The 25,199-nt window shown below is 48.9% G+C and carries 28 protein-coding genes and 2 tRNA genes; 13 read left to right on the top strand and 17 right to left on the bottom strand.

Going from position 1 to position 25,199, the window contains the following annotated elements:
* Positions 1-20 precede the first annotated feature (20 nt).
* Positions 21-112: transfer RNA gene (locus NV375_RS02505), tRNA-Ser, on the bottom strand.
* 197 nt (positions 113-309) lie between these two features.
* Here NV375_RS02505 and NV375_RS02500 point away from each other — a divergent pair.
* From NV375_RS02500 to NV375_RS02480, 5 genes are read left to right on the top strand one after another with little or no spacing between them, the layout of a single operon-like run.
* Positions 310-984 (top strand): Bax inhibitor-1/YccA family protein, encoded by a 675-nt coding sequence (locus NV375_RS02500; RefSeq protein ID WP_258806829.1) that lies wholly within the window; start codon positions 310-312, stop codon positions 982-984.
* 4 nt (positions 985-988) lie between these two features.
* The gene (locus tag NV375_RS02495; protein ID WP_258806828.1) at positions 989-1,336 is read left to right on the top strand and encodes a DsrE/DsrF/TusD sulfur relay family protein; all 348 of its coding nucleotides are present in this window, start codon (positions 989-991) and stop codon (positions 1,334-1,336) included.
* Positions 1,336-1,674: a hypothetical protein gene (locus tag NV375_RS02490; RefSeq protein WP_258806827.1), complete on the top strand. Its 339-nt coding sequence runs from the start codon at positions 1,336-1,338 to the stop codon at positions 1,672-1,674. Before NV375_RS02495 ends, NV375_RS02490 begins: the two co-directional genes overlap by 1 nt.
* 45 nt (positions 1,675-1,719) lie before the next feature.
* Positions 1,720-2,088, top strand: a complete 369-nt coding sequence (locus NV375_RS02485) for a hypothetical protein (protein ID WP_258806826.1) — start codon at positions 1,720-1,722, stop codon at positions 2,086-2,088.
* Positions 2,081-2,410, top strand: a complete 330-nt coding sequence (locus NV375_RS02480) for a TusE/DsrC/DsvC family sulfur relay protein (protein WP_258806825.1) — start codon at positions 2,081-2,083, stop codon at positions 2,408-2,410. The genes NV375_RS02485 and NV375_RS02480 overlap by 8 nt, the downstream gene beginning before the upstream one ends.
* A gap of 3 nt (positions 2,411-2,413) precedes the next feature.
* Here the strand turns inward: NV375_RS02480 and serS are convergent, their stop codons facing one another.
* From serS to NV375_RS02450, 6 genes are all read right to left on the bottom strand, one after another.
* Positions 2,414-3,709, bottom strand: coding sequence for a serine--tRNA ligase (gene serS, locus NV375_RS02475; RefSeq protein WP_258806824.1), 1,296 nt, complete (start codon positions 3,707-3,709; stop codon positions 2,414-2,416).
* Between the two features lies 1 nt (position 3,710).
* Entirely contained in the window at positions 3,711-4,100 is a 390-nt protein-coding gene (gene crcB, locus NV375_RS02470; protein ID WP_405035612.1) for a fluoride efflux transporter CrcB, read from the bottom strand.
* On the bottom strand, positions 4,090-5,427 hold the full coding sequence (locus NV375_RS02465; protein WP_258806822.1) for a replication-associated recombination protein A: 1,338 nt from the start codon (positions 5,425-5,427) through the stop codon (positions 4,090-4,092). Before NV375_RS02465 ends, crcB begins: the two co-directional genes overlap by 11 nt.
* Before the next feature lie 9 nt (positions 5,428-5,436).
* The gene (lolA, locus tag NV375_RS02460; RefSeq protein WP_258806821.1) at positions 5,437-6,075 is read right to left on the bottom strand and encodes an outer membrane lipoprotein chaperone LolA; all 639 of its coding nucleotides are present in this window, start codon (positions 6,073-6,075) and stop codon (positions 5,437-5,439) included.
* 22 nt (positions 6,076-6,097) lie between these two features.
* Positions 6,098-8,503, bottom strand: a complete 2,406-nt coding sequence (locus NV375_RS02455; protein WP_258806820.1) for a DNA translocase FtsK — start codon at positions 8,501-8,503, stop codon at positions 6,098-6,100.
* A 147-nt stretch (positions 8,504-8,650) separates the two neighbouring features.
* Complete coding sequence (locus NV375_RS02450; RefSeq protein WP_126770244.1) at positions 8,651-9,142, bottom strand: Lrp/AsnC ligand binding domain-containing protein; 492 nt, start codon at positions 9,140-9,142, stop codon at positions 8,651-8,653.
* A 144-nt stretch (positions 9,143-9,286) separates the two neighbouring features.
* Here NV375_RS02450 and ald point away from each other — a divergent pair, with 144 nt between their 5' ends.
* The 4 genes from ald (at position 9,287) to infA (ending at position 12,514) form a co-directional block, all read left to right on the top strand.
* Positions 9,287-10,414: an alanine dehydrogenase gene (gene ald, locus NV375_RS02445; protein ID WP_126770242.1), complete on the top strand. Its 1,128-nt coding sequence runs from the start codon at positions 9,287-9,289 to the stop codon at positions 10,412-10,414.
* A 140-nt stretch (positions 10,415-10,554) separates the two neighbouring features.
* The gene (trxB, locus tag NV375_RS02440; RefSeq protein WP_126770240.1) at positions 10,555-11,514 is read left to right on the top strand and encodes a thioredoxin-disulfide reductase; all 960 of its coding nucleotides are present in this window, start codon (positions 10,555-10,557) and stop codon (positions 11,512-11,514) included.
* Positions 11,514-12,236, top strand: coding sequence for a leucyl/phenylalanyl-tRNA--protein transferase (gene aat, locus NV375_RS02435; RefSeq protein ID WP_258806819.1), 723 nt, complete (start codon positions 11,514-11,516; stop codon positions 12,234-12,236). The genes trxB and aat overlap by 1 nt, the downstream gene beginning before the upstream one ends.
* 59 nt (positions 12,237-12,295) lie before the next feature.
* Positions 12,296-12,514: a translation initiation factor IF-1 gene (gene infA / locus NV375_RS02430; RefSeq protein ID WP_054487875.1), complete on the top strand. Its 219-nt coding sequence runs from the start codon at positions 12,296-12,298 to the stop codon at positions 12,512-12,514.
* A 13-nt stretch (positions 12,515-12,527) separates the two neighbouring features.
* Here the strand turns inward: infA and clpA are convergent, their stop codons facing one another.
* Both clpA and clpS read right to left on the bottom strand, forming a co-directional pair.
* Positions 12,528-14,801, bottom strand: a complete 2,274-nt coding sequence (gene clpA / locus NV375_RS02425; RefSeq protein ID WP_258806818.1) for an ATP-dependent Clp protease ATP-binding subunit ClpA — start codon at positions 14,799-14,801, stop codon at positions 12,528-12,530.
* A gap of 60 nt (positions 14,802-14,861) precedes the next feature.
* Positions 14,862-15,182: an ATP-dependent Clp protease adapter ClpS gene (clpS, locus tag NV375_RS02420; protein WP_126832430.1), complete on the bottom strand. Its 321-nt coding sequence runs from the start codon at positions 15,180-15,182 to the stop codon at positions 14,862-14,864.
* Positions 15,183-15,419: 237 nt separating this feature from the next.
* On the opposite strand from clpS, the gene cspD reads away from it, so the two are divergent.
* The gene (gene cspD / locus NV375_RS02415; RefSeq protein WP_126770233.1) at positions 15,420-15,629 is read left to right on the top strand and encodes a cold shock domain-containing protein CspD; all 210 of its coding nucleotides are present in this window, start codon (positions 15,420-15,422) and stop codon (positions 15,627-15,629) included.
* 84 nt (positions 15,630-15,713) lie between these two features.
* On the opposite strand, the gene yejK is transcribed toward cspD, so the two are convergent.
* The gene (gene yejK / locus NV375_RS02410; RefSeq protein ID WP_258806817.1) at positions 15,714-16,757 is read right to left on the bottom strand and encodes a nucleoid-associated protein YejK; all 1,044 of its coding nucleotides are present in this window, start codon (positions 16,755-16,757) and stop codon (positions 15,714-15,716) included.
* A gap of 81 nt (positions 16,758-16,838) precedes the next feature.
* Between yejK and NV375_RS02405 the strand changes: the two genes are divergently transcribed.
* From NV375_RS02405 to NV375_RS02395, 3 genes are all read left to right on the top strand, one after another.
* A complete protein-coding gene (locus NV375_RS02405) occupies positions 16,839-17,054 on the top strand; it encodes a DUF1414 domain-containing protein (RefSeq protein ID WP_258806816.1) in 216 nt (71 codons plus the stop codon).
* 17 nt (positions 17,055-17,071) lie between these two features.
* Entirely contained in the window at positions 17,072-18,676 is a 1,605-nt protein-coding gene (locus NV375_RS02400; RefSeq protein WP_258806815.1) for a DUF3413 domain-containing protein, read from the top strand.
* 74 nt (positions 18,677-18,750) lie between these two features.
* Positions 18,751-18,827: transfer RNA gene (locus NV375_RS02395), tRNA-Pro, on the top strand.
* Here NV375_RS02395 and NV375_RS02390 read toward each other — a convergent pair.
* The 7 genes from NV375_RS02390 to NV375_RS02360 all read right to left on the bottom strand — a co-directional run bounded on the left by NV375_RS02390 (position 18,816) and on the right by NV375_RS02360 (position 25,096).
* On the bottom strand, positions 18,816-20,168 hold the full coding sequence (locus NV375_RS02390) for a GTPase/DUF3482 domain-containing protein (RefSeq protein WP_258806814.1): 1,353 nt from the start codon (positions 20,166-20,168) through the stop codon (positions 18,816-18,818). The two genes, NV375_RS02395 and NV375_RS02390, sit on opposite strands and share 12 nt — an antisense overlap.
* The gene (locus NV375_RS02385; RefSeq protein WP_258806813.1) at positions 20,155-21,441 is read right to left on the bottom strand and encodes a DUF2868 domain-containing protein; all 1,287 of its coding nucleotides are present in this window, start codon (positions 21,439-21,441) and stop codon (positions 20,155-20,157) included. The genes NV375_RS02390 and NV375_RS02385 overlap by 14 nt, the downstream gene beginning before the upstream one ends.
* An 89-nt stretch (positions 21,442-21,530) precedes the next feature.
* Positions 21,531-21,770, bottom strand: coding sequence for a hypothetical protein (locus NV375_RS02380; RefSeq protein WP_126770221.1), 240 nt, complete (start codon positions 21,768-21,770; stop codon positions 21,531-21,533).
* A 138-nt stretch (positions 21,771-21,908) separates the two neighbouring features.
* Positions 21,909-22,250 (bottom strand): YbjQ family protein, encoded by a 342-nt coding sequence (locus NV375_RS02375; protein WP_258806812.1) that lies wholly within the window; start codon positions 22,248-22,250, stop codon positions 21,909-21,911.
* Positions 22,247-22,678 carry a zf-HC2 domain-containing protein gene (locus NV375_RS02370; protein ID WP_258806811.1) on the bottom strand — a complete coding sequence of 144 codons (432 nt, stop codon included), beginning with the start codon at positions 22,676-22,678 and terminating at the stop codon, positions 22,247-22,249. Before NV375_RS02370 ends, NV375_RS02375 begins: the two co-directional genes overlap by 4 nt.
* The gene (locus NV375_RS02365) at positions 22,678-23,196 is read right to left on the bottom strand and encodes an RNA polymerase sigma factor (RefSeq protein WP_258806810.1); all 519 of its coding nucleotides are present in this window, start codon (positions 23,194-23,196) and stop codon (positions 22,678-22,680) included. Before NV375_RS02365 ends, NV375_RS02370 begins: the two co-directional genes overlap by 1 nt.
* Positions 23,197-23,269: 73 nt before the next feature.
* Positions 23,270-25,096, bottom strand: a complete 1,827-nt coding sequence (locus tag NV375_RS02360) for an ABC transporter ATP-binding protein (protein ID WP_258806809.1) — start codon at positions 25,094-25,096, stop codon at positions 23,270-23,272.
* Positions 25,097-25,199 lie beyond the last annotated feature (103 nt).

Here is a 25,199-nt window from a genome sequence, read left to right as displayed (position 1 = left end):
CTAGCGGGCTTTCGGGAAATTGGCGGAGAGAGAGGGATTCGAACCCCCGGTGGGTGTGAACCCACGCCTGATTTCAAGTCAGGTGCATTCAACCGAACTCTGCCATCTCTCCGGTGTCTGTGGCTGTGTGCCTCAAGACGAAGCGAATGATAAAGAGCCTGAATCGGCTTGTAAAGCAAAAATTTGAATCATTTGGTTCGTTTGCTGTCATTTTATACAATTAGCAACAAAATTAGCTTGAAAGCATTGCTTGTTACCCCCACTTTTGGGATACACTGCGTGCAGTTAGTTAAATCAACGGAGAAGTCCATGAACAATCAAGTTCACGTATCGTCTACCCAGCGTAGCGAATCGGTTCTACAGACCAACAAAGTATTACGCAACACTTATATGTTGCTCGGATTAACGTTGGCCTTTAGTGCGTTTACCGCATTTTTGACAGCGAGCATGAATCTTCCACATCCAGGCATGATTATCACGCTTGTCGGTTTTTATGGACTATTGTTCTTGGTACATAAAACTGCAAATAGCGCTATGGGCTTACTTTCAGTGTTCGCCTTGACAGGTTTTATGGGCTACACCTTAGGCCCCCTACTCGGTATGATTAATGCAATCGGTCCACAAGGTGCTGAAATTATCATGACTGCACTGGGCGGAACCGCATTGATTTTCTTCGCCTTGTCAGCTTATGTACTGACTACAAAGAAAGATATGTCGTTCTTGGGCGGTATGATGGTTGCGGGATTCTTTGTCCTGATTGCTTTATTTATCGCTAATCTATTCTTAAATATGCCTGCTATCGGTTTGGCTTTGTCGGGCTTGTTTATTTTGTTCTCAGCAGGTGCAATTTTGATGCAGACCAGCGCCATTATTCATGGCGGTGAGCGTAACTACGTGCTCGCAACAGTTACGCTATACGTCTCAATCTACAATATTTTCGTCAGCTTGTTGAACCTGTTGACGGCCTTCGGCGGTGACGAATAAGCTTGTGACGGACATTGTTCTTTCGGTGCATAGTGCACCCGACGACTCTCGCAGCCTGTTAGCGTATCACTACGCGCAGGCTGCGCTTGCGTTAGGACATCGGATTCAGCAAGTGTTTTTCTACGAAGCTGGCGTATTGCATGGCCAGCACATCGATTCACAAGTCACGCCGGTGGCTGCCGAATGGTTAAAGCTCGCCAACCAGCATGATATTCCTTTGGTGCTCTGTGCTACCGTGGTTGAACAGGATTATCAATTGTCTGAGTCTGACTTGCACGATGGCTTTGCGCTAGGTGGCTTAACCGAATTCAGTATGGCTGCCGCAAAAGCTGAACGGGTGATGCAGTTCTAATGACGATCTACGTAATTCAAACGCAAGCGTCCGATGCGCCTGCTAGTTGGCATGGTCAAGCCATATACTTAGCGCTGGCCACACTTGAACTCAACCCACAGTTGGTACTGCTAGGTGACGGCTTGCAGCACCTTCAGCACGGCCACGATGCGCAGCATTCTGAACGCTCATTGCAAAAACGCTATGCCCTACTCGACTTGTACGAATGCCCTGCACCGCTCGTAGTAACTGAGAATGGCTCAGCAGCCAATACAGATTGGGTAATGGACGTTCAATCTGTCGATCACCAACAGCTTGCTCGTCGCCTCGCTTGCGCCGGTAAAGTTTTGCGTTTCTAATGCTTATCCGGCAAACGCACTACGGCAAAATAATGAAGGTAGCTCATGAACAGTAACGATACTTTGCTTAATGAAGACCTGCCAGCAGCACGAGCTCTTTATTACATACGTTCCTGGCCGCTCTCAGACGCCGACCAAGCTTGTTTGGTCAGTACCGCACAAGACCAAGATCTGACCGCTATTTTTACCGAGCAGGCGCTTAGGCAGCTGTTGCTAACACCTGACCTACTTGATGCATTTCCCTATCCGGCTTATGTGTTGCAGACTGAACTTGAGCTGCATGGCGATAGCGCTGCGGCGCTGCCCCCCTTTGTAATGCAGTTAAATGATGCAAGTTGGGTCACGATGACCCTAGACGCGCAGCCAGTGAGCTACGTCGGTTTAACAAACGCGAGTAAACCCAAGCATGTTTGAGTTTAATGGCCGTAGCTATGCTACTGACAAGCACGAATACCTTGCGAACTTCTCGGATTGGAGTCCAGAGCTTGCTGAGTATATTGCCAGCTTGGAAGGAATCACGTTAACGGAAGCTCACTGGGAAGTGGTGAACTTTGTAAGAGACTTTCATCAAGAGTTCGATACGAGTCCAGCTATGCGGGTTTTAGTCAAGGCCATTGGCCAACGACTTGGTCCGGATAAAGCCAATAGCCGTTATTTGTATCGGTTATTTCCGAAAGGCCCGGCGAAGCAAGCCACGCGCATTGCGGGCTTGCCAAAACCAGCGAAATGCATTTGAGCCTTAAGGCTGAATGACAGTTTTACCGCCCATGTAGGGCTGCAACACAGTTGGGATTTTTACTGAACCGTCAGCTTGTTGGTAGTTTTCGAGAATCGCAACCAACGCGCGCCCCACTGCTAAACCGGAACCATTCAAGGTATGCATCAATTCAGGCTTCTTCGCGCCTTTACGGCGGAAGCGCGCTTGCATACGGCGTGCTTGAAAATCGCCCATATTGGAACATGAACTGATCTCTCGATAGGTTTCTTGGGTCGGCAACCACACTTCAAGGTCATAGGTTTTGCATGCGCCAAAGCCCATGTCACCAGTACATAACAAAACTTTTCGGTACGGTAACTCAAGCAACTGCAGTACCCGTTCAGCATGTTCTGTTAAGCGCTCGAGAGTTGCCATTGACTCTTCAGGTTTGACCAACCAAACCAGCTCAACTTTGTCGAATTGATGTTGACGGATCAAGCCGCGGGTATCACGACCGTGTGAACCAGCTTCGCTGCGAAAGCATGGCGTATGTGCCGCATATTGCAGTGGTAATTGCTCTTCATCGGCAATTTCATCACGCCATAAATTGGTGAGTGGCACTTCGGCTGTTGGGATCAACGACAAAGGCACTTGCTTCTCAGTGGCTCCTTGTACGTGAAACAAATCTTCACCGAATTTAGGTAGCTGACCAGTGCCATAGAGTGTGTCATGATTCACCAAATAAGGCACATAGGCTTCGGTGTAACCATGTTCATTAACATGCAGGTTCAACATAAACTGCGCAAGCGCACGGTGCAGTTGGGCTATCGCCCCTTGCAGCACGACAAAACGAGCACCAGCTAACTTTGCACCTTTTTCGAAATCCATGCCGTGGGCAAGCTGTGCGGCAACGTCGACATGATCTTTCGCGGCAAAATCGAACGCATGTGGCGTACCCCAGCGACTTATTTCTTGGTTGTCTTCTTCATCAGCACCAAGCGGTACTTCTTCGGCTGGCAAGTTAGGTACACCCGAAATGATCTCATGCAGTTCATTTTGAATGTCGTTCAACTCATGTTTCGCTTGATCGAGCTCTTGTCCAAGACTATCCACCGCAGCCAATAACGGCTGAATGTCTTCGCCCTGCGCTTTGGCTTTACCTATCGCTTTCGCACTGGAATTTCGCTCGGCCTGCAACGATTCGGTACGGACCTGTAATGCTTTGCGACGTTGCTCAAGCTGTTCAAGCTTAGCTACATCAAGTTGATAACCGCGTGTTTCGGCAAGGCGAGCGGCTGTTTCAGCGAGTTCACTACGAAATAACTTAGCGTCTAACATGTTAATTCCACATCGATAAAAAATAAGTTTTGAGCCCCAGAGCGATAGCTACTGCAGCGACACAACAGATAAAGTTTAAGCTGGCATAGGAAAGAGCTTTAAGAAACTCACCATTCTGAAATAACAACACCGTCTCTAACGAAAACGTCGAAAACGTGGTGAAAGCACCAAGCACCCCAACCCCAAGGAATAACCAAGTGTTTTCATGCACTGCACCGTGTTGTTGGCCGAGAAACAGTAAAGCCAGCAAAAATGAGCCCACTATGTTAACGATTAGTGTGCCGAAAGGGAATGATTTACCGAAGATTCCTAAGGCTAAAACTGCCGTGCCATAGCGTGCCAGCGAGCCCAACGCACCACCCAAAGCCACCCAAAGTAAATTAGTCAATATCGTTACCTCGTTGCCAATTACTTTGTTGGTCTTGTTGTTTTAACCAATCAAGCTTCGCCTTCAACTGTTGTTCCAATCCGCGCTCGCTCGGTTCGTACAGAACAGTTGAGCCTAATTCCGACGGCAGGTAGCGCTCGCCTGCTACCACCGCATTGGGGTAATCGTGGGCGTAACGATAATCCTCACCAAAACCTTCTTGCTTGTGAACGTTGGTGGGTGCGTTGCGCAGATGATGTGGGACTTGAGCATCAGGATGCTCTGCCGCAAGCTTTTTCGCTGCCCCGAAAGCGCGATAAAGCGCATTGCTTTTCGGCGCTAAGGCACAATACACCAATGCTTGCGCAATGGCGCGCTCACCCTCGGCTGGACCGACGCGGTGAAAGGTATCCCACGCGTTGAGCGCGAGTTGCAATGCACGTGGGTCGGCATTGCCTATGTCTTCTGACGCGATCGCTAACAGACGGCGCGCCGCGATCAGTGGGTCGCCGCCACCGTGCAAGATTCGCGCATACCAGTACAAAGCGCCATCGGGCGAAGAACCCCGCACCGATTTATGCAGAGCGGATAGTAAGTCATAGTAAACGTCACCTTGCTTATCGAAACCGGCTTGTCGGCCACCTATGGCCTCGACCACCATTTCACGTCCAAGGGTCTCGCCATTGCCAACGGTGTCAGCGCTGATTTCGAGATAATTTAACGCTCTTCGGGCGTCACCACCAGCGGCGTGGACCAAGTAATCAAGCGCTGGCTGGGTGAGCGTTATCTGGCGGTCACCCAGCCCTCGTTCGTTGTCGGTTAGGGCCAACTGTAGCAGTTTCCTGATGGCGTTCTCATCAAGCGCTTTGAGCCGGTAAACGCGAGCTCGAGAAAGTAATGCACCATTGAGCTCAAACGCTGGGTTCTCAGTCGTTGCACCAATAAAAACCACAGTACCGTCTTCAATATGCGGCAAAAATGCATCTTGTTGGCTTTTATTAAAACGGTGAACTTCATCAACAAACAATAAGGTTCGTTGGCCTTGTTGCTGATTTTCTTTGGCTTTCGCAATTGCCGCGCGGATATCTTTAACGCCAGAGGTGACGGCGCTAACACGTTCGATGGCCGCGGCGCCTGATTGCGCAATGATCTCGGCCAACGTGGTTTTGCCAGTGCCTGGTGGGCCCCAAAGGATCATCGAGTGCAGTTGGCCACGTTCGATAGCATCACGCAGCGGTTTCCCTGCGCCGAGAAGTTGTTCCTGACCGACGTAATCGTTCAGCGTTAGCGGCCGCATGCGGGCCGCTAGAGGACGGAAATCGGGAGCAAAATCGAAACTTTGGTTAGCCACGCGCCGCTCTTACTGGGTTGATCGTTGGTCGTCAACCACGGCGTTTTCAGGGATCTGAAAACTAAAGGTGGTGTAAGGTAAGGCTACGTTGGTCTTTACATCGCGTAATCGAATTCGCGTGATTTGCCCTTGCCCATCATCAAGAATTAACTCATTGAGTTGCGCAGGTTGCTCTTCCTTGGCGACGAAGTTCACTTGGAGGCTTTGCTGTTCGGCGCTTTCGCTCGGCTGCAATTGAAAACTTAAGCCCTCATTACTCACTTCATAGTCAGCCCAAGCACTTGCTTCCGCATCCAACAGCAATAAAAAGGGGCTTTGGTTAGCTGCCTCACTCTGCGCACTAATCGTGACTTGTTCAACAAATGGGTCGTAGTAATACACCGCTTGTCCGTCGGCGACCAAAATAAGCTCATCCGGTGCATCACTATGCCAATAAAATTTATTCGGTCGTGCCAACGCCAGTGCACCCTTAAGCTCTTGCACTAATTCTCCGTTGGCATCCAACACATGTTGCTGAAACTCGGCTTGCAACGTACTAATCGGCGCCAACAATTCTTGCAATTCGCTTTTGGCATCAAGTGCCATCGCATTTGAACTGAAAGCAAAAACTGCAATGGTTGTAGCAATGAGGCTGCGTTGTAACGTCATACTTGACCCTTTTTTATCAATGTTAATCGCGGGGCGGTCGCGGAGCCAACACATCACGTTGGCCGTTGCTTGCCGCACTACTAACGACACCACTGTGTTCCATTTGTTCAACGATACGCGCAGCCCGATTGTAACCAATTCTGAATTTGCGTTGCACACTTGAAACTGAAACCCGCTGTGTTTCAGTCACAAAGGCGACGGCCTCGTCGTAAAGAGGGTCACTTTCAGCATCGTCATCTTCCAGACTTTCGCCCGGAAGTAGCGCATCCTCTGACGGGTCGCCGTTAAGTATTTCATCAAGATAGTTTGGCTTGCCGCGCTTCTTCCAATCCGCCACCACCGCATGTACTTCATGATCATCAACAAAAGCGCCATGCACCCGCGTCGGAACACCACTGCCTGGCGGTAAGTAGAGCATGTCACCCTGCCCCAACAACTGGTCTGCGCCCGGTTGATCAAGAATGGTGCGCGAATCGATCTTCGACTGTACTTGAAACGCAATACGGGTTGGAATATTGGCCTTGATCAAGCCGGTAATAACGTCAACTGACGGCCGTTGCGTTGCGAGTACAAGGTGAATACCAGCGGCGCGTGCTTTTTGCGCGATACGCGCAATGAGCTCTTCAACTTTCTTACCGACGATCATCATCATGTCGGCGAACTCATCAATAACCACTACGATGCTAGGTAAGGTTTCCAAATACGGCGGTAACTCATCCATTGAGTCGCCCGGTTTCCATAATGGGTCACGTAACGGTTCACCGCTATTGCGGGCGTCAGCAACTTTGGCGTTATAACCTTTCAAATTACGCACACCAAGGGCTGACATTAGTTTGTAACGACGCTCCATTTCGCCAACGCACCAACGTAGTGCATTAGCCGCATCTTTCATGTCGGTTACCACCTCGGTTAATAAGTGCGGGATCCCTTCATAGACCGAGAGCTCAAGCATTTTCGGGTCGATCATGATTAAACGCACTTCTTCCGGCGTGCTCTTATAGAGTAAGCTCAAAATCATGACGTTGACGCCAACGGATTTACCCGAGCCAGTCGTACCAGCAACCAGCAAGTGCGGCATCTTCGCCAAGTCGACAATCACCGGTTGGCCCGAGATGCCCTTACCTAAGACCATGGTGAGCGGTGACTGGCTTTGTTGAAAGGCGTCACAGGCAATTACATCGCTAAAGAAAACGGTTTCTCGGCTCTTATTCGGTAATTCGAGTCCGACATACGATTTGCCAGGAATCACCTCAACTACGCGCACGGATATCGCCGACAGCGAGCGCGCAATATCTTTATCGAGATTAGAAATTTTTGAGACTTTTACCCCAGGGGCTAAATCGAGCTCAAACCTGGTGATCACCGGGCCGGGTTGCACGTTTGCAACTTTCACTTCGACGCCAAAGTCTTGCAACACCGCTTCAACCGTTTGACTTATTTGGTCGAGCTCTGCGGGCGTGAGCGGGTTCCCTGTTTGTGCCGGCTTATCAAGTAACGCGATCGACGGTAGTGGATCTAACATTGGCTGGCGTGTTTCGGTTTCGTCATCATCATCCGCTAACGTCTTCATTGAACTGCCAGGGGTCTGTTTTGGCGCAGCATTAACCTCAACATCATCGTCTTTAATAGTGCTAGGTTCACCAAATAACCCTAAGTCGGGCTCTGGTTCGTCAGTGCTAATGCTCAAATCTAAATCGATATCAGGCTCTTGCCGGTCATGCCGTTCCGTTGCTGGTAACGATTTGAGTGTATTTGCCTTGCGCTGTCGCGGCGTTTTACCATCTTCTAAAGCGGTCGTGGTAACATCAGCTGACACCTTAGCTTCTTTATCACCTTGCCACTGGCTCATTTGTGTTCTGAGCTTGTTGAACAGCCATAAGGTGCCACGAATACTCCATTCGCCAAGCTTATCCGCCAGCCAAACCCATGAAATACCGGTGACAAGAGTAAGTCCAGTGCATAAAAATGTAAGCAACAATAAAGTCGTGCCGATCAGGTTGAAATACGGCAGCAACGAACTACTGATAACATCGCCAACAACACCACCAGCAGAAAAGGAATACAATGCAGCAAAATTAAGCGACGCGAGTGCTGACGCTCCGACCAACGTCAGTATGAGTCCGATCAGGCGCAAGCCAAGCGCAAGGTAATCAAGTTCCAATAACCGATGCGGTTGGCGGAACATGACGTAGCCTAAGCCCGCCAAGCCAAATGGAATGGCGTAGGCAACAAAACCAAAAGCGAATAACAGAGCGTCAGCAAACCACGCTCCAATTGCGCCGGCGGCATTTTCAATAGTGCCTTGGTACCCTGTTTGCGACCAGCTTGGGTCGGCTGGATTGAAGCTGACTAATGCCAAAAACAAGAAAATGGCAAACGCTCCGCAGAGGATGAGGCCTACTTCTAAAACGCGTTGAGCACCACTCATAGGCCACCCAGCGTTTGCATCATGTAAACACGTATCTTATGCATGTCGTTTCCCTGTTAGCGTCGTTCTTATTCTTATCGTGTTATTTGCATTGTTCCTAGTGTAGCGTGTCAGCGCGTTATGTTCAGCTGTTTTACGAGCCTTTTGCTAACCTTTTATAAGAACTTTATTATCGTTTTTGACTTCTTCCATGACGACATAGGTTCTTGATTCGTTCACCCCTGGCATCGTTAGCAAGGTTTCCCCTAGAAGCTTGCGGTACGAAGGCATGTCTGGCACGCGGGCCTTGATCAGAAAATCAAAATCGCCAGCAACCAAATGACACTCCAGAATCTCTGGTGTTTTACGCACCGCGTCACTAAATTCCGCAAAAGAGTCTGAAGAGGTTCGTGTTAGGGTAATTTCGACAAAAACCATAAGGTTAGCCCCAAGCTTACTCGGGTTGATCCGCGCATGGTAGCTCTCAATTACCCCTTCTTGTTCAAGCTTGCGTACGCGCTCGTTGCACGCTGACGCGCTAAGCCCTACGCGCTGGGCTAAAGCGACGTTAGATAAACGCCCGTCGTCTTGCAGCAGCTTTAATATTTTCCGGTCAATTCTGTCAATAGTGATTCGTACGGGTTCTTCGGCATTAAACATATTTTTTCACGCTTTATGTTTGTTTACACCGAATTATATACGGTATATAGCATTAAAAAAAGTACGAAACACGGAAGCGGTTTCGCCTATAATGCTCGCCGTAAATCCTTATGTGAAACCGCCAACCTTAACGGGAATGAAGTCATGCTAATTGGTGTACCTAAAGAAATTAAAAACCACGAGTATCGTATCGGTCTAACCCCTGCTGCAGTGCGTGAATATGTTGCACATGGCCACGACGTACTCGTTGAAAACAACGGTGGTGCAGCCATCGGTTTTACCAACGAAGATTACGAGCTTGCCGGTGCAACCATCGTTGATGATCCAGCTGAGATTTTTGCTAAAGCTGAAATGATCATCAAAGTGAAAGAGCCGCAGCCGAATGAATGCGTACAATTGCGTGAAGGCCAGATTCTCTACACCTATTTGCACCTTGCGCCAGATCCAACCCAAACCGATTTGTTGGGCAAAGCTGGCGTTACTGCTATTGCGTATGAAACAGTCACCGACCGTAATGGTGGACTACCACTGTTGGCGCCGATGAGCGAAGTTGCTGGCCGCATGTCAATTCAAGCAGGTGCGCACAATTTGGAAAAAGCCAATGGCGGTAGCGGCGTTCTATTGGGCGGCGTACCAGGTGTAGAACCAGGTAAAGTTTTGGTCATCGGCGGTGGTGTTGTTGGTACCCAAGCTGCCAAAATGGCTGTCGGCATGGGTGCGGACGTAACTATTTTGGATCGCTCACTGCCGCGTTTACGCCAACTAGATGACATTTTTGCGGGTCGTGTTAAAACCATTTACTCAACTGTAGATGCTGTTGATAAATTCTCGCGCGAAGCCGACCTTGTTGTCGGGGCAGTATTAATCCCGGGCGCAGCTGCGCCAAAGCTGTTAACGCGTGAACACTTGAAAAATATGAAACCAGGTTCAGTTGTGGTTGACGTTGCCATCGACCAAGGCGGTTGTTTCGAGACGTCAAAAGCAACGACGCACCAAGAACCGACTTATGTTGTTGACGACATCGTTCACTACTGTGTCGCCAACATGCCAGGTGGTGTTGCTCGCACCTCAACCATTGCCTTGAACAACGCCACCCTACCGTTCGGGTTAGCCTTGGCAAACCATGGTTTGAAAGCGATGGAAAACAACGAACACTTGCGCAACGGTTTGAACATGCACAAAGGTAAAATTACCTACAAAGCAGTGCATGACGACTTGGGCGAAAAGCTGGGCTTGGACTATCAAGATCCGCTTGAAGCTATTCGCAGCTAAGTTTACAGTTCACCCCGCTTTTGAGACCCGCACATTTGTTGCGGGTCTCTTGTTTGTGGTCGTTGTAATCCATACAATCAATCCCAATGTATTGATGCACACATCACAAATTTAATTGTTAAGAATGGAGTACAGGAACAATGGCTGAAGCCAAACATTGCCGTCTGTTGATTTTAGGTTCTGGTCCAGCAGGCTATACCGCAGCGGTCTACGCGGCGCGCGCTAATTTGAACCCAGTTCTAGTGACCGGCATGCAACAAGGCGGTCAGCTGACCACCACAACCGATGTTGAGAACTGGCCGGGTGACGCAGAAGGCCTTACCGGGCCTGACCTAATGGTGCGTATGCAGCAACATGCAGAGAAGTTTGATACTGAAATCGTATTCGACCACATTAACAAAGTGGACTTCAGTCAGCGCCCTTTCCGTTTGTTCGGCGACAGCCAAGAATTTACTGCTGATGCTGTGATTATCTCGACGGGCGCGTCGGCGAAGTACCTTGGTCTTGATTCCGAAGAAGCCTTTATGGGTAAAGGTGTATCAGCATGTGCGACCTGTGATGGCTTTTTCTATCGCAACCAAAAAGTTTGTGTGGTTGGTGGCGGTAACACAGCCGTTGAAGAAGCCTTGTACTTAGCTAATATCGCCAGCGAAGTTCATGTCATCCATCGCCGCGAGCAGTTCCGTGCGGAAAAAATCCTAGTTGATCGTTTAATGGATAAAGCTGAGAACGGCAACGTTACCTTACACCTGAATAAAACCCTTGATGAAGTTTTAGGTGATGACAGTGGTGTCACCGGCGTTCGCGTGAAAGACACTCAAGATGGCAGCTTGTCAGAGCTTGAGGTCATGGGGTGCTTTATCGCTATCGGCCACCAACCGAATACAGGCATTTTTGACGGTGAGCTCGAAATGCAAGACGGTTACATCATTGTCCAGTCGGGCTTGCAAGGCAATGCAACGGCAACCAGCGTACCTGGAGTGTTCGCTGCTGGCGATGTTATGGATCATACCTACCGTCAAGCGATCACCTCTGCAGGTACCGGTTGTATGGCTGCTCTTGACGCTGAACGTTACCTTGATGCTTTAACGAAGGCTTAATGGTTTACCGTCTCGCCGCGCAAGACACTAGCTTTCCACCGGCAGAACTTGCGCTGCGAGAACCTAATGGCTTGCTTGCCGTCGGCGGCGACCTGAGCGTCGCGCGCCTACTCAATGCCTATCGTAATGGTATTTTCCCGTGGTTTACCGATGATGACCCGCCGTTATGGTGGAGTCCTGACCCAAGAGCCCTCTTTACCCCCGCAAGTCTTCATGAAAGCCGATCGATGCGTCGTTTCCGTCGCCGTACGCCGCTGCGAGTTACCTTGAATCATGATTTCGCAGGCGTGATTCGGCGCTGCGCAGAAGTCCATGCGAGTCAAGAAGGCACCTGGATCACGGCGGCAATGCAAGATGCTTATTTGCAACTCCACGCGCTGGGATATGCGCACTCTGTCGAAGTATGGGACCAAACAACGCTTGTTGGTGGTATGTACGGGGTGGCTATCGATGGGATCTTTTGTGGCGAAAGCATGTTTCATTGCAGTGCTAACGCTTCAAAGTTAGCTTTTCTAAGCTTCGCAGAAAACTTTTTTACCGCTGGAGGTAAGTTACTCGATGCCCAAGTACCCAATGCACATTTAGTATCGCTTGGCCAGATTGAGATGCCACGCGCACAATTCTTATACTTGGTACGTCACTTTAGAGAAAACCAGCGAAGCGTTTCGCCAGATTTCTGGAAGCCTCGCGTGCTAAACCACAAATCGAGTGGTAATTTGTAGTAAAAACAGCTAGAATTCTGACCACTTTTTCCGAGCTTAGCAAAAAATCGAGGATATGAATGGCAAAAGAAGACAGTATTGAAATGCAGGGTACGGTTTTAGAAACCCTACCTAACACGATGTTCCGCGTTGAATTAGAAAACGGCCACGTGGTCACTGCGCACATCTCAGGAAAAATGCGTAAGCACTACATCCGTATTCTGACCGGTGACACTGTGACCGTGCAACTAACGCCTTACGATCTAACCAAAGGCCGCATTGTCTTCCGCGCGCGCTAAATCGCGCCTGCCCTTAGCCCGTAGTTGAACTACGGGCTTCGCGCTCTGCAATTTTTAGTGTCAGTGCATCAGCCTCGACGCTAACACTAACATCTCCACCATGCGTCAATTTGCCAAACAAAATCTCATTGGCGAGTGGTTTCTTCAAATGCTCCTGAATCACACGCGCCATGGGGCGTGCGCCCATCGCTTTGTCGTAGCCTTTCTCGGCCAACCAAGTACGTGCTGCAGCGTCGAGTTCTAAGGTCACCTGCTTACGATCCAGTTGCGCTTGCAGTTCGGTCACAAATTTATCAACCACCTGCGCAATAACTTCGGGACTCAAGTGATTAAACCAAACAGTGCCATCCAGACGATTACGGAACTCTGGACTGAAGGTTCGATTGATTTCTAACATTGCATCGGGAGCATGATCCTGTTGTTTAAAGCCAATCGACTGCCGCACCGTCTCTTGCACACCAGCATTGGTGGTCATCACCAGAATCACGTTACGGAAATCCGCTTTACGGCCATTATTGTCCGTTAAGGTACCGTGATCCATGACCTGTAATAAAATGTTGTAGATATCGCTATGCGCTTTTTCGATTTCATCCAGCAGCACCACGGCGTGGGGATGTTTGATCACACCTTCGGTTAACAGTCCACCTTGATCAAAGCCTACATAGCCTGGTGGTGCGCCAATTAAGCGGCTAACCGCATGGCGCTCCATGTATTCCGACATATCGAAGCGCAAGAACTCGATACCAAGAGCTTTGGCAAGTTGTTGGGTGATCTCGGTTTTACCAACACCCGTTGGACCGGCAAACAAAAACGAGCCAATAGGTTTATGCTCTGCACCAAGGCCTGATCGTGACAGGCGAATCGCTGCACTAAGTTGATCGATGGCTTGGTCTTGACCAAAAACCACAAGTTTCAAATTACGATCAAGCTGCTTAAGCAATTGCTGGTCCGAACGCGAAACACTTTGCTCAGGAATGCGGGCGATTTTCGCGATAATTTGCTCGATATCACCTACGTTAATCGTCTTTTTGCGCTTCGATGGTGCCACCAAACGTTGACTTGCACCTGCTTCATCGATGACGTCGATTGCCTTATCAGGTAAATGACGTTCATTGATATAGCGCGCAGAGAGTTCCGCCGCAGCACGAATAGCAGGTTGTGTATAGCGAATGCCGTGATGGGCTTCATAACGTTCTTTCAAACCCATAAGAATCTTCGTGGTGTCGTCCACCGAAGGTTCGCTAATATCAATCTTTTGAAAGCGACGTACCAAGGCACGATCTTTCTCGAAAATATTTTTAAATTCGCTGTAGGTTGTTGAGCCAATACATTTAAGCTCGCCACTACTTAGCAACGGTTTGAGTAAATTGGATGCGTCGAGAACGCCGCCACTCGCTGCACCGGCGCCGACAATCGTATGGATTTCGTCAATAAACAGTATCGCGTGGGTTTTCGCTTTGACCTCTTTCAGCAGCGCTTTGAAACGTTTTTCAAAGTCCCCCCGATATTTCGTGCCGGCGAGCAACCCACCCATATCGAGCGAGTAAATCGTCGCATCCGCCATAACTTCAGGCACGTCATTGTTGACGATGCGATAAGCGAGGCCTTCTGCAATCGCAGTTTTACCCACGCCGGCTTCACCAACCAATAGTGGGTTGTTTTTACGTCGGCGACAAAGCACCTGCACACAACGCTCCAACTCAAGGTCTCGACCAATCAACGGGTCGATTTTTCCTTCTTTTGCGCGGGCATTAAGATTAGTGCAGAAACGCTTCAGATAACTCTCTTGCTCTTCTGTTACGCCTTCTTGTTGCTCGGCCTCATCTTCGTCTTGACGAATGATGGGGTCATCCACCTTCGACAGTCCATGAGACAAGAAATGCACCACATCTAAACGAGTGATGTCGTGTTTATTCAATAAATAAACAGCATGTGACTCCTGTTCGCTAAAAATAGCGACTAAGACATTCGCTCCCGTCACTTCACTATTGCCTGACGACTGCACATGAAATACCGCACGTTGCAAAACGCGCTGGAAACCAAGTGTCGGTTGGGTTTCACTTTCTGCTGTTTCAACGTCAAAACTCGGCGTACTGCGATCAATGTACGCCAACAACTCTTGTTTGAGTCTGGTAAATTCGAGACCGCACGCACGCAAAGCTTTCGATGCTTCGGGATTGTCTAGGAGTGCTAGCAAAAGGTGCTCTACGGTCATTAGCTCATGACGACGATCACGCGCTATCCGAAAGGCATCGTTTAAGGTTATTTCTAGAGCTTTATTTAACATACGCACTCCTCATTTGGACCAGACCACGACAGCGCATTGGGTGGGCAACTCGACAACGAGTTAAGCCTTTTCCATTGAACATAACAGCGGGTGTTCATGTTCTCGCGCATACTGGTTCACTTGTACTACTTTAGTTTCGGCAATCTCTGCCGAATAGACCCCGCATACAGCGCGGCCTTTATAATGAATGGTCAACATGGTGTCGGTGGCGCGTTCTTGGTCCATCCGAAAGAACTTAATGAGTACCTCCACGACAAAATCCATGGGGGTATAATCATCATTATTCAAAATCACCTTATACATGGGCGGTGGCGCGAGCTTTTCCTTTTCGCTCTGCCGATCATGCACCGCTCCATGTTGCTGTTGGTCCATACTACTCATAACTATGCTTAACCTATTTATAGCTAGAAAACGAGAATTTCGCTCACTTTCCGATGAATTTTACGCATTAGGTGTAGGTAAAACCGTCGCACCGTTCATAAAATAAACAAATTTGGCTTGACACTGAACAGAACTCACCTAGAGTAAAACATGGCGTTAACAAATGGCTTTTTAAAGGCCCCGACGTCATTCTAACAATAATTAAATAGTAACTGCAGAATTAAAGGAAGTAGAAGTATGGCAACCGGTAAAGTGAAATGGTTCAACAACTCAAAAGGTTTTGGATTCATTGAAGCAGAAGACCGTGAAGGTGATATCTTCGCACATTATTCAACGATCGAAATGGAAGGTTACCGCACCCTTAAAGCAGGACAAGACGTCGAGTTTGAACTCGAAGAAGGTCCTAAAGGTCTTCACGCCACGAACATAATTCCTGTGCAGAAATAACCCGTGCAGAAATAAGCCTCTTTAAAACTAAAACGCCAGTTCAGTTATCTGAGCTGGCGTTTTTTATTTTCTGGATACCGCGTCTTAACTGTCAATACCGAAGTAACGACGCAATTGGTCCCTTAAGTTCGGCGGAGTTCCGTGCACGGTCAGCTTGTCACTGTGTGGATCGTACTCAACACGCGCGCCCAGTAAATCTTGGTCAAAGCCGATACTTAGACCGCCGCCCTGCCCTTGGAATTTCACCAGCTTCTTCAATGTCGAGCGATCGGTCGGAAACTCGTCAACTAAGGCTCGCTCAGCCTGACTTTGGTTAAAATCAGCAAAGCTGCGCTCTACCGGGACAGCTTCACGTAATTGTTCTGATAAATCTTTGACGCGTACAGGCTCGCCTTGTTGCCATTGATTGTCACAGATGTCGTACACTGACTTGCGCAGTTGTCGCGCTTGCTCGTTTTCGAGTTGTTCCTCTTGGGCATAACGGCTTACGCTCTCAATCAATTGTTGTGACTGCTTTTTCGCATTTAAGCCCTCGGCACACCCCAAAAAATCCAAAAAGAAGTCAGATACCTTGCGTCCAGCGCGGCCTTTAATAAATGAGATATAAGTGGTTGAATCAGGCTCATCGGCCCATTCGCTTAAATTAATCGTCGCGGCCAGCTGAACTTTGCTAATCGCTAACTGTGAGGATTTATCAACACTCAAATCGGGAGCGATGGTGACCCCTTCTTGACTGGGTAAAAAGGCAACTACTAAAAAGTCTTGGCCGCGTTCGCGGTAGCTCGCAACAAGCAAAAAACCAGCTTCCAGAATGCCGTAATGCTGTAGTTGTTGGTGTAAAAGCTTGGCACTTTCTTGCGAGAAATTAACGAACTCCTCTTGCCCCTTCTGCCAATGTTCGAGTAGCTCGGGGAAATTGCTCTCCACACTACGTTCATGTTCATCCTCAGGCCGCAAAAAACGCGCATAACCTTTACTTGGTTTGGCTTGGTAGACTTCTGTCAGTTCATCGAGCAAAAGCCCGACCTCATCATTGATCGCGAGTGTTGCCGGTGCGACACGCAACCCGATTTGTCCGTCATTGGTGTAAAATTGATGAATGATACTGTGCTGTACATCTGCTTGCATGGTGCTGCATTCCTTTCTTACTGCAAATGGTTGCGCCTGTGATAAGATTGCCGGCATTCTAACATGTAAGGAAAAAAATCGATGCCAATCGTGTCAAAATATGACGCCGCCCAGCAAGAAAAACTTCTCAATGATGTGCTGGAGACGCTGCACAAAGAAAACGTGCCAGTGGACCTTGCACTGATGACGCTTGGCAATGCCGTTACGCATATCTTGTCGCAACACTATGATCCACAGCGCGCTCAGCAAGTAGCTGAACAATTTGGTAAAGTCCTGCTACAATCGTTGCATAAATAAGATTTTTTAGGGCACGCATGAGACAACGCAAACAGCGCCGTGACAAAATTGCTCGACTGATCAGTTGGGGACACTGGTTCACCTTCTTCAATATCATTTTAGCGCTCGCCATTGGCACGCTCTATATTGAAGCCGCTGATACCCCGTCCACCTTGCTCGGTGGTTTTTACATGCTCATTAGTTGGCTCGGCCACTTTGCGTTCTTGCCGTTTATTACTTTCATTATTTTAATCTTTCCGTTTTGTTTGATCGTGCCCTTTTCGCGATTCCTCAAGGGCGTGGCTACCCTTGTCGCAGCATTTGGACTCATAGCATTGGTTGCGGATGCCTTGTTTTTCCGTCAATACGGCTACCACTTAAATACCTATTCCTTATCACAGTTGGCGTTAGATGCTGAAACCGCCTTTGCTGGCGCTAGCTTTGTCCTACTGCTAGGTATGTTACTTGTCTTTGTGGTCTTGCTGGTCTTCGAGTTAGCTTTAGCAAACATAGCTTGGAAGCGTTTGGAACGTTTACGCGAGAAGCATTGGGGAGCTGCGTTTAGCGCAGTGTTCGTGCTGTGCTTTTTGGCCAGCCACAGCATCCATATATGGGCTGATGCGGTGTTTTATACGCCGATCACCAAGCAAGACGATTTGTTTCCGCTGTCTTATCCAACCACAGCACAGACGCTAATGAGTAAGCATGGTTGGCTCGCCGAAGAGCGTTCGCAAGCAACCGATCGGTTACTTAAGGGAACAGCTCGAATTGACTTAAATTATCCACCACAGGAACTCATGTGTGCTCGCCAGGGTGTAACTCGAGATACCCTTGTCATGGTTTTTGACTCGCTAACGGTTAGTGAACAACAGCGCATACTGGAAGTTTTGCCACAGTTAGAGCGCTTCACATCACCTTTAGTCGGACAAACCAGTGTGTCTGGCGGGGTTTTCGAATTGTTCTACGGATTAGCTGATATTTACAGCGAGCCTATGGCAGCTAAGCAACAGGTTCCTGCTTTCTGGAACCAGTTCAAAGATTATCAAATTCGCATTGAGTTAAGCGGAGACCTGCAACAATTTGGGATAGATAGCTACTTGCGTCAACCAACCATTGAAAGCTATCGCGATACCCTAACCTATTCGCTACAGCCTGAATTAAATAACACGACCCTTGAACAGCTAGCAAAGGCGATAGTGGCTGGCCAGCAAGTGATTGTTACCGCTTTGACGAATAACACGAGCACGCAAACTCCGCGTGAAGTGTATAGCTTACAGAACGTCCGAGTACCGTTGTTTCACACAACAAACCTTCCCTTTGCGGCGCAAGATATCGCACTACTTACGGATATTACACCGACACTAACTCAGCGCTATATGGATTGTGCTGGTGGTGTCGAAGCATTCGCAACCGGTAAAAATTTATTCCGCCCACAGGAGCGTGAGTTCCCAGTGATGACGAGCTTTGCTCGTGATCTTGTGGTGTATGATGTTGACGCGACAACCGTTATAAGTACTGATGGCCGCGTGCGTAGCTTTGCCAACAAAACACTCGAGGAAATGCCGAACGTCGCCCCTGCTACGCCAGTGTTGGTCGACGGTATCAAGCATTTGCAACGCTTTAGCCAACAAAATGACGAATAAATAACCACTTGACGCCGTTCGTACCGACGATGGCTTGTTAAATCAAAAAAAAGCAGTAATATAACGGGCTCGGTCGGCGTGTAGCGCAGCTTGGTAGCGCACTGTCATGGGGTGTCAGGGGTCGCTGGTTCAAATCCAGTCACGCCGACCAATTCTCTTCTAGCTTTTCCGCAAGTTCTGTTACCACGCGCTGACGATCAATGTCCGGAGTATGGGCCAACATGGGGCCAAGGGACCGTTCTATAGTCTTGAACTGTTCTCGTGATACACGATGAGATTTCGCTATGGTAAGGGTCTCCGTAGCGGCATGACCACGCCGTACTAACTGTTGCAATAAATACAACTGACGACCGGTAAGCGTTGCGAGCGTGGCGTTATCAACGTGCAGTTCACGTTGCCCCCGCCAACGTTGTTTCAACTTCTCGCCTAAGTGACGCCAACTCTGATAAAGCCCACCAGCAGCCGCACCTAATGCTGTTGCGGCACCTAAACTCATGCCACCTACCATCAGGTCAATACCGGCACCCGTAGCGGCTCCAGCACCAATCCCAAAACCGGCATCTTTACCCCATGCTTTCAGTACTTCGGGCGCAAACAGGTCGTCTTGCCATGCACCAGATGCACTATCAAGCTGCTCAGCTATCGCATCTTCTGGTAAAAATGCGAAGCGATTCAAAATACTACGTACGGTATCCTGCTCACGCATACGAATGCGCCGTTGCAAACGTGCAATTGCCGTTTGCAACTCGTGCTCTGGGGCACTTTGCGGCACAACTTCTTGATAACTTGCAACATCTACCAATAATTCTGCAACCGCATGCAATGCGCCATGCAGGCGTTGTTCACGTTCCTTGCTGCGCCAGGCGATGAGTTTTTTCAATGCTCCCGCTGCTGAGGGCACGACGGTCGCCAAACTTTCCAGTAAATAGGCCTCACCACCCTCGGGCGGTGTCACTGTATCGAAAGCAACAACTGCATGGAGGCTTAGCTTTGCCAAAGCCTGCCGCCATGCTTCTTCCTGTTGCCCCGCCGCTGCAGTGTAATTAAGCACTGGAATCAGGGGCTTTCCGCAACGCGCCAATAAATGCAATTCATCTTGATATTTTGGCAATACAGGATCACGACAATCAATAACATAAAAAGCGGCATCAGACTGTAATAATTGGCGCAAAACTTTGGCTTCTTGTGCGAAGCGGTCGCCCGCCAAAGTGCTAGCGAGGAAGGCGCGAATCTGTGCTGGCCCGTCGTGGCGAAACTGTTCGACAAAGGCTTCAACTTCACTAAAAAGTTCCGATCCGGACTCTAGCCCAGGTGTATCATAGAAGGCCAAAAGCTGTTGCCCTTCTAACCATACACCTTGCTCGAGTACACTTCGCGTAGTGCTTGGTCGTTGATCGACCTCGCCGAATTGACGCGAATGCAATAGCGTACGTAATAGCGAGGTTTTGCCAGCATTCGTGTGTCCAACCACCGCAATCTTAAGCGACGACATAAGCAACTCCATAACGGTTTAGTTGTTGTTGCCACTGCGCTAAGTAAGTTGCTTGTGAACCACAGACAAGCACCACAGTCAGCTGTTGAGTCGTTTTGGCGAGCGCCGCTAAGTATTGGATACTACTTCGATCCGGCGTTAATTGAGCTGCAACTCTTACCTGTAGGTGCGCACTTGGGTTCGCGCTTAAACGTTGCAGCATCCGCTGTTTCTCTGCATAGGTTGCAACCAGCCCTAGCTGTTCGGCGTTTGTCGTGTACTCGGGTTCAGCCTCATAGTCTAACGTTAGCAAATAGCTACCACGGCCTTGGTCCGCATAACGAAACTGTATTGCAGTATCACTGTCGGTATCAGCATCGACAGTGTTCGTTTGTTGTCGCGATTGGCCCAATGCATTCACCACAGCGTTGTAACCCTCGGCTTGCAGATCAAGTTTCATTGCAATGGTGCGTCGGTAAAACAAGCCAACAGCGAGCAACGCAGCAAGCGCTCTTGGTAAAACACCGTAGGTCAGCAAGCAAAACGTTAGCCAACGCCCTGCTTGTGCAGCAATTGTGGTATTTGTCGCACTGTCAGTTATGGCTGGCACTTGTACAGAGAATAAAAACTGCGGCAAAATGTTAATGGCATGCGCAATCGACGCGACCTGCTCAGCATTCAGGATTGTCGTCGCCCATTGAAAGCTATAGTCGTTAAAACTTAGGTAGAGCAACAATGTTAGCCACGAAGATATTGCGATTAGCAGCCAAAAGCCATGTGTCGCGACCGCCATCAATGGTTGTAAAAGTCGCTGCTGCTGCACGTGCTCTAACCAACTCTGTTCAAGCGCACTTTCTCCACGTTTGCGTTGTAACAAAGTCAACAGTGAATAAGCCACACCAGTTATCCCGCTTGGTCTTGGTTTGCGCAGTGTAAAAGCTAACCAAAACAACAACATTAATAGGTTTGGTAAAAGTAAGATATTGATCGCGAAGAGTAATGATAGCGGCTGTGGTTGGCTCAGAATAGTTTGACTGACACCAATACCAATAACGACGGCAAGCACACCTAGCAGCAACGTCAACAGACGTCGCAAGTGCTGCCAATGCCTTAACTGATTCAGCAAGCCTTGACGTTCACTTAAGCCCACCGCACGTTCAATAAGTTGGTTTTGGGGCTCGTGTGCCCGGATTTCACTAAGCTTGAGTTGCTGTTGCTGTAACAACGGATCACGCACATCACGCAAACGCTGATGCTCAGCAAGCCAGAACTGTTCAAAACGACTTAAATCCAAGGGTAGCCTTCCCCGCCTGAAACAAAGTGATGCTGGAAGGCTTAAGATACTGGAGCGCTGAGTGAAGGTAAAGCGTCGTTAACGGCTACTTACAAACGAGAACGCGGTTGGCAGTTTGCAGTTTGCAGTGTTTCATCCACCGCTACATAAGTTCCTGCAGGACATTCCAAGGTAAGTAAGGTCGGGTCGCGCTTTTCGACAGCCTTGCGTTTAAGATCGCCAGCGACTTCACCTAGATCGATGTCTGGCATCAAATGTGCGCCAAAGCCATAGTAATACTGATAAAAGGCTGCAGCGAAAATAGCTAAAATCAGCAATTTACGCATCATGAGTACACTCCACGTTCTTTGCAGATGTAGCCGCACCACGCCCTTCGCGGTGCGATTACATCTGTTCAAGTATTAGCAGAGTAAGTAAAAATCGCAAACCTGTCCGTAAAGTTCACGTAAAGATACAGTGACTAATTGCTAGTTGCTTGAGTTATCAGCAGTTAATTTTACTGCAGTCCCATAAACTAAGAGCTCTGCGGCGCCATGAGCGAGCATAGATGTGGTGAAACGTACACTTACCACTGCATCTGCACCTAGCTCAAGAGCTTCTGTTTGCATGCGATCTAAGGCTTGCTCGCGACTCTCAGCCATAAGTTTGGTGTAATCACTAATTTCGCCGCCAACCAGATTCCGCAAGGCAGCAAGTATATCCCGCCCTACATGGCGTGCCCGTATAGTGTTACCGCGGACAATACCTAACTGCTCAGTAATTGCTTTCCCAGCAATCGTTTCGGTCGTAACAATTGGTATATGTTTCATAAGTTTACCTTCTTGTAAGGGTCAGACTTGGCCGCTTGCATGCGTTGCCGTAACACATTAATAAAGAGTAGAATAAGCCCCAGCGTTGTAGTTCCGATGGTTAACTTAACCCACCATGGAATACTGGTGTCTTGGCTAAACTCATAGATAGCGTAAATGACCAGTGGAATGAGGCCAAGCACTAATAATGACCAACCTATTGCATTCCAAAAACGCGTACTCGGTGATTCGTTCAACACGTCGTTTGTCTGTACACCAAGTTTCACGGCACCGCGTTGTTCGGCCAGTTCACGATACAAATTTGCGCAAGCTTCACACGAAGCTAAATGCAGATGCAGTTGCTGCCGCTGTTGCTGCGTGAGCTCATTATCAAGTGCGCCACTAATTAACGGCTCTATGATTTGACAAGGTTGTTCTTGCTGTGTCATCAACGCTCTCCAAGTTGTTGCAATGCCTGCCGCATTGCCATACGTGCCCGATGCAGGCGTGACATCACGGTGCCCTCTGGGATACCAACGATCGTAGCAATATCAGCATAGCTACAATCGTTGAACTCACGGAGAACAAGCAAATCACGCTGTTCTGGTGATAATCTCGCCAATGCTTCTTGCACTAAATTCTGCGCAACGAACGGCAGTGAGTCGTGCGTTTGCGTCGCAAGCTCGGTTAATACTGAATCGTCGGTGTGACGTTGCAATAGCCGTAACTCGTCGAGGCAACGATGGCGTACCACCTGCAAAAACCATGGTTTAGCTTTACTTTTGAGCGGAAAGTGTTGCGTTCGCAGCGCTTTTTCGAGCGCATCTTGAACCATATCCTTTCCTCGTTGCGGACACCGCATGAATTGCGTCGCTAATACCTGTGCACCGGCAACATAAGGCGCAATCATACGATAGCGTTGCTGCATCTTCGTGCGTGGTAGAGCATTCGATTCGGGTTGTGTCATAGGTTTCGCTCAGTAGCTGTGACCAGGTTTTCATGATCAAGACGGCGTAGCGTGTAGTTTTATTCCAACTTTTTTAATCCGCGATAAAACCGCCTGATTGACGCGCCCATAAACTGGCGTATAGTCCATTCTGCGCAAGTAACTCGGCATGAGTGCCTTGCTCGATAATTCGTCCTTCGTCCATCACGATTAAACGATCCATTGCGGCGATGGTCGACAAACGGTGGGCAATTGCAATAACGGTCTTACCCTCCATAAGCCGGTAGAGGTTTTCCTGAATCGCGGCTTCGACTTCGGAATCAAGGGCTGATGTCGCTTCGTCTAAAATTAACAAAGGGGCATCTTTCAACATCACCCGCGCTATCGCGATACGTTGCCGTTGGCCACCTGATAGTTTCACCCCGCGTTCGCCAACGTGAGCGTCGTAACCGCGGCGCCCGTGCGAATCCTCAAGGTCGGCAATAAAATCAGTTGCCTCCGCGCGCGCCGCTGCTTGCACAACTTCAGCGTCCGTAGCATCGGGACGGCCATAGGCAATATTTCCGCGCACGGAGCGGTGTAGCAGCGAAGTATCCTGAGTCACCATGCCAATGTGCTCGCGTAAACTGTCTTGCGTAACCTGCGCAATATTTTGTCCGTCGATCAAAATTTGCCCATCATTCACTTCGTAAAAGCGCAGCAATAAGTTGACCAAAGTTGACTTTCCAGCGCCCGAGCGTCCCACTAAGCCAATTTTTTCACCGGCTTTGATATGTAGGTTCAAATCCCGTAAAACGGGCTTGTCATCAGTGTAGTCAAAATTTACATGCACAAATTCAACTTCACCGCGAGGCACCTCAAGCGCTTTTGCCGAAGGTGCATCGGTAATGCGTTGTGGCACTGCTATTGTTTTGATGCCATCTTGCACCGTACCGAGGTTCTCAAACAAGGCCGATACTTCCCACATAATCCATTGGCTCATGCCCCACAATCGCAACACCAAGCTCAACGCTACGGCGATAGCACCGACACTTATCAATGCCCCGAGCCATAGCCATATCGCTAATGCCGCTACTGAAAACAGTAACAGTGAGTTAAGTAAATAGAGACAGGTATAGAGCTTGGTAACCAAGCGCATTTGTTGATGCACTGTACCAAGAAATTGTTCCATTCCTTCACGCGCAAAAGCACTTTCTCGTTGCGCATGAGAGAAGAGTTTCACCGTTTGAATATTGGTGTAGCTATCGACTACACGTCCAGTCATGACCGACCGCGCATCAGCTTGACGCGTCGCAACTTGCCCTAAACGTGGCACAAAGTAGCGCAATAACACGAGGTAACAACCCAGCCACACCAACAAAGGCATGGCCAAACGCCAGTCTGCGCTCGCGACAATCACCACCGTACCAATAAAATAAACACTGACGTAGTTCAGCACATCAAAGAGTTTGATGACGCTCTCACGTACAGCCAACGCAGTTTGCATAACTTTAGTAGCAATTCTTCCAGCAAACTCATCTTGATAGAACGTCAGCGACTGGCGCAGTAGGTAGTTATGCACCAACCAGCGTATCCGCATCGGATAGTTACCCAACAATGACTGGTACGTCACTAACGAATGCAAAACAACCAGCAGAGGCAAGCCCAACAACACGACAGCGGCCATACCAATCAACCACCACTTCTGCTCCGTAAAAAACGTTTCGCGTGACTGGACACTCAGCCAATCAACAATATTGCCAATAAAGCTGAACAACCATACCTCGGTGAGCGCGATCAACGTCATCAACACACCAGTGGCAAAGATATACGGCCACGCACCACGCGTGAAATAACGGCAAAAAGCAATCAGCGAATTGGGCGGTTGCTCACCGGTAATCGGCGGGAATGGATCTAAACGGTTTTCAAACCAACGAAACATAACTATCCTTGAGCTGATGAAACTAGACCTTTGTCGAATGTTGTACCGGCGCCGTTGAGCTTATGATCTGGCGCAATAAAAAGGACGTTTGTACCTCATCATA

It is taken from the genome of Pseudidiomarina sp. CB1, assembly GCF_024752025.1.
Classification (GTDB): Bacteria; Pseudomonadota; Gammaproteobacteria; order Enterobacterales; family Alteromonadaceae; genus Pseudidiomarina.
The sequence above is the reverse complement of the archived record's forward strand: the minus strand, read 5'-3'. Positions and strand labels throughout refer to the sequence as shown.

What these genes read in the sequence shown, in the direction of transcription:
- NV375_RS02500 (WP_258806829.1), top strand. Translation starts at nt 310, where the DNA reads ATGAACAATCAAGTTCACGTATCGTCTACCCAGCGTAGCGAATCGGTT.
- NV375_RS02490 (WP_258806827.1), top strand. Translation starts at nt 1,336, where the DNA reads ATGACGATCTACGTAATTCAAACGCAAGCGTCCGATGCGCCTGCTAGT.
- NV375_RS02485 (WP_258806826.1), top strand. Translation starts at nt 1,720, where the DNA reads ATGAACAGTAACGATACTTTGCTTAATGAAGACCTGCCAGCAGCACGA.
- NV375_RS02480 (WP_258806825.1), top strand. Translation starts at nt 2,081, where the DNA reads ATGTTTGAGTTTAATGGCCGTAGCTATGCTACTGACAAGCACGAATAC.
- serS (WP_258806824.1), bottom strand. Translation starts at nt 3,709, where the DNA reads ATGTTAGACGCTAAGTTATTTCGTAGTGAACTCGCTGAAACAGCCGCT.
- lolA (WP_258806821.1), bottom strand. Translation starts at nt 6,075, where the DNA reads ATGACGTTACAACGCAGCCTCATTGCTACAACCATTGCAGTTTTTGCT.
- NV375_RS02455 (WP_258806820.1), bottom strand. Translation starts at nt 8,503, where the DNA reads ATGAGTGGTGCTCAACGCGTTTTAGAAGTAGGCCTCATCCTCTGCGGA.
- NV375_RS02450 (WP_126770244.1), bottom strand. Translation starts at nt 9,142, where the DNA reads ATGTTTAATGCCGAAGAACCCGTACGAATCACTATTGACAGAATTGAC.
- ald (WP_126770242.1), top strand. Translation starts at nt 9,287, where the DNA reads ATGCTAATTGGTGTACCTAAAGAAATTAAAAACCACGAGTATCGTATC.
- trxB (WP_126770240.1), top strand. Translation starts at nt 10,555, where the DNA reads ATGGCTGAAGCCAAACATTGCCGTCTGTTGATTTTAGGTTCTGGTCCA.
- aat (WP_258806819.1), top strand. Translation starts at nt 11,514, where the DNA reads ATGGTTTACCGTCTCGCCGCGCAAGACACTAGCTTTCCACCGGCAGAA.
- infA (WP_054487875.1), top strand. Translation starts at nt 12,296, where the DNA reads ATGGCAAAAGAAGACAGTATTGAAATGCAGGGTACGGTTTTAGAAACC.
- clpA (WP_258806818.1), bottom strand. Translation starts at nt 14,801, where the DNA reads ATGTTAAATAAAGCTCTAGAAATAACCTTAAACGATGCCTTTCGGATA.
- clpS (WP_126832430.1), bottom strand. Translation starts at nt 15,182, where the DNA reads ATGAGTAGTATGGACCAACAGCAACATGGAGCGGTGCATGATCGGCAG.
- cspD (WP_126770233.1), top strand. Translation starts at nt 15,420, where the DNA reads ATGGCAACCGGTAAAGTGAAATGGTTCAACAACTCAAAAGGTTTTGGA.
- yejK (WP_258806817.1), bottom strand. Translation starts at nt 16,757, where the DNA reads ATGCAAGCAGATGTACAGCACAGTATCATTCATCAATTTTACACCAAT.
- NV375_RS02405 (WP_258806816.1), top strand. Translation starts at nt 16,839, where the DNA reads ATGCCAATCGTGTCAAAATATGACGCCGCCCAGCAAGAAAAACTTCTC.
- NV375_RS02400 (WP_258806815.1), top strand. Translation starts at nt 17,072, where the DNA reads ATGAGACAACGCAAACAGCGCCGTGACAAAATTGCTCGACTGATCAGT.
- NV375_RS02390 (WP_258806814.1), bottom strand. Translation starts at nt 20,168, where the DNA reads ATGTCGTCGCTTAAGATTGCGGTGGTTGGACACACGAATGCTGGCAAA.
- NV375_RS02380 (WP_126770221.1), bottom strand. Translation starts at nt 21,770, where the DNA reads ATGATGCGTAAATTGCTGATTTTAGCTATTTTCGCTGCAGCCTTTTAT.
- NV375_RS02375 (WP_258806812.1), bottom strand. Translation starts at nt 22,250, where the DNA reads ATGAAACATATACCAATTGTTACGACCGAAACGATTGCTGGGAAAGCA.
- NV375_RS02370 (WP_258806811.1), bottom strand. Translation starts at nt 22,678, where the DNA reads ATGACACAGCAAGAACAACCTTGTCAAATCATAGAGCCGTTAATTAGT.
- NV375_RS02365 (WP_258806810.1), bottom strand. Translation starts at nt 23,196, where the DNA reads ATGACACAACCCGAATCGAATGCTCTACCACGCACGAAGATGCAGCAA.
- NV375_RS02360 (WP_258806809.1), bottom strand. Translation starts at nt 25,096, where the DNA reads ATGTTTCGTTGGTTTGAAAACCGTTTAGATCCATTCCCGCCGATTACC.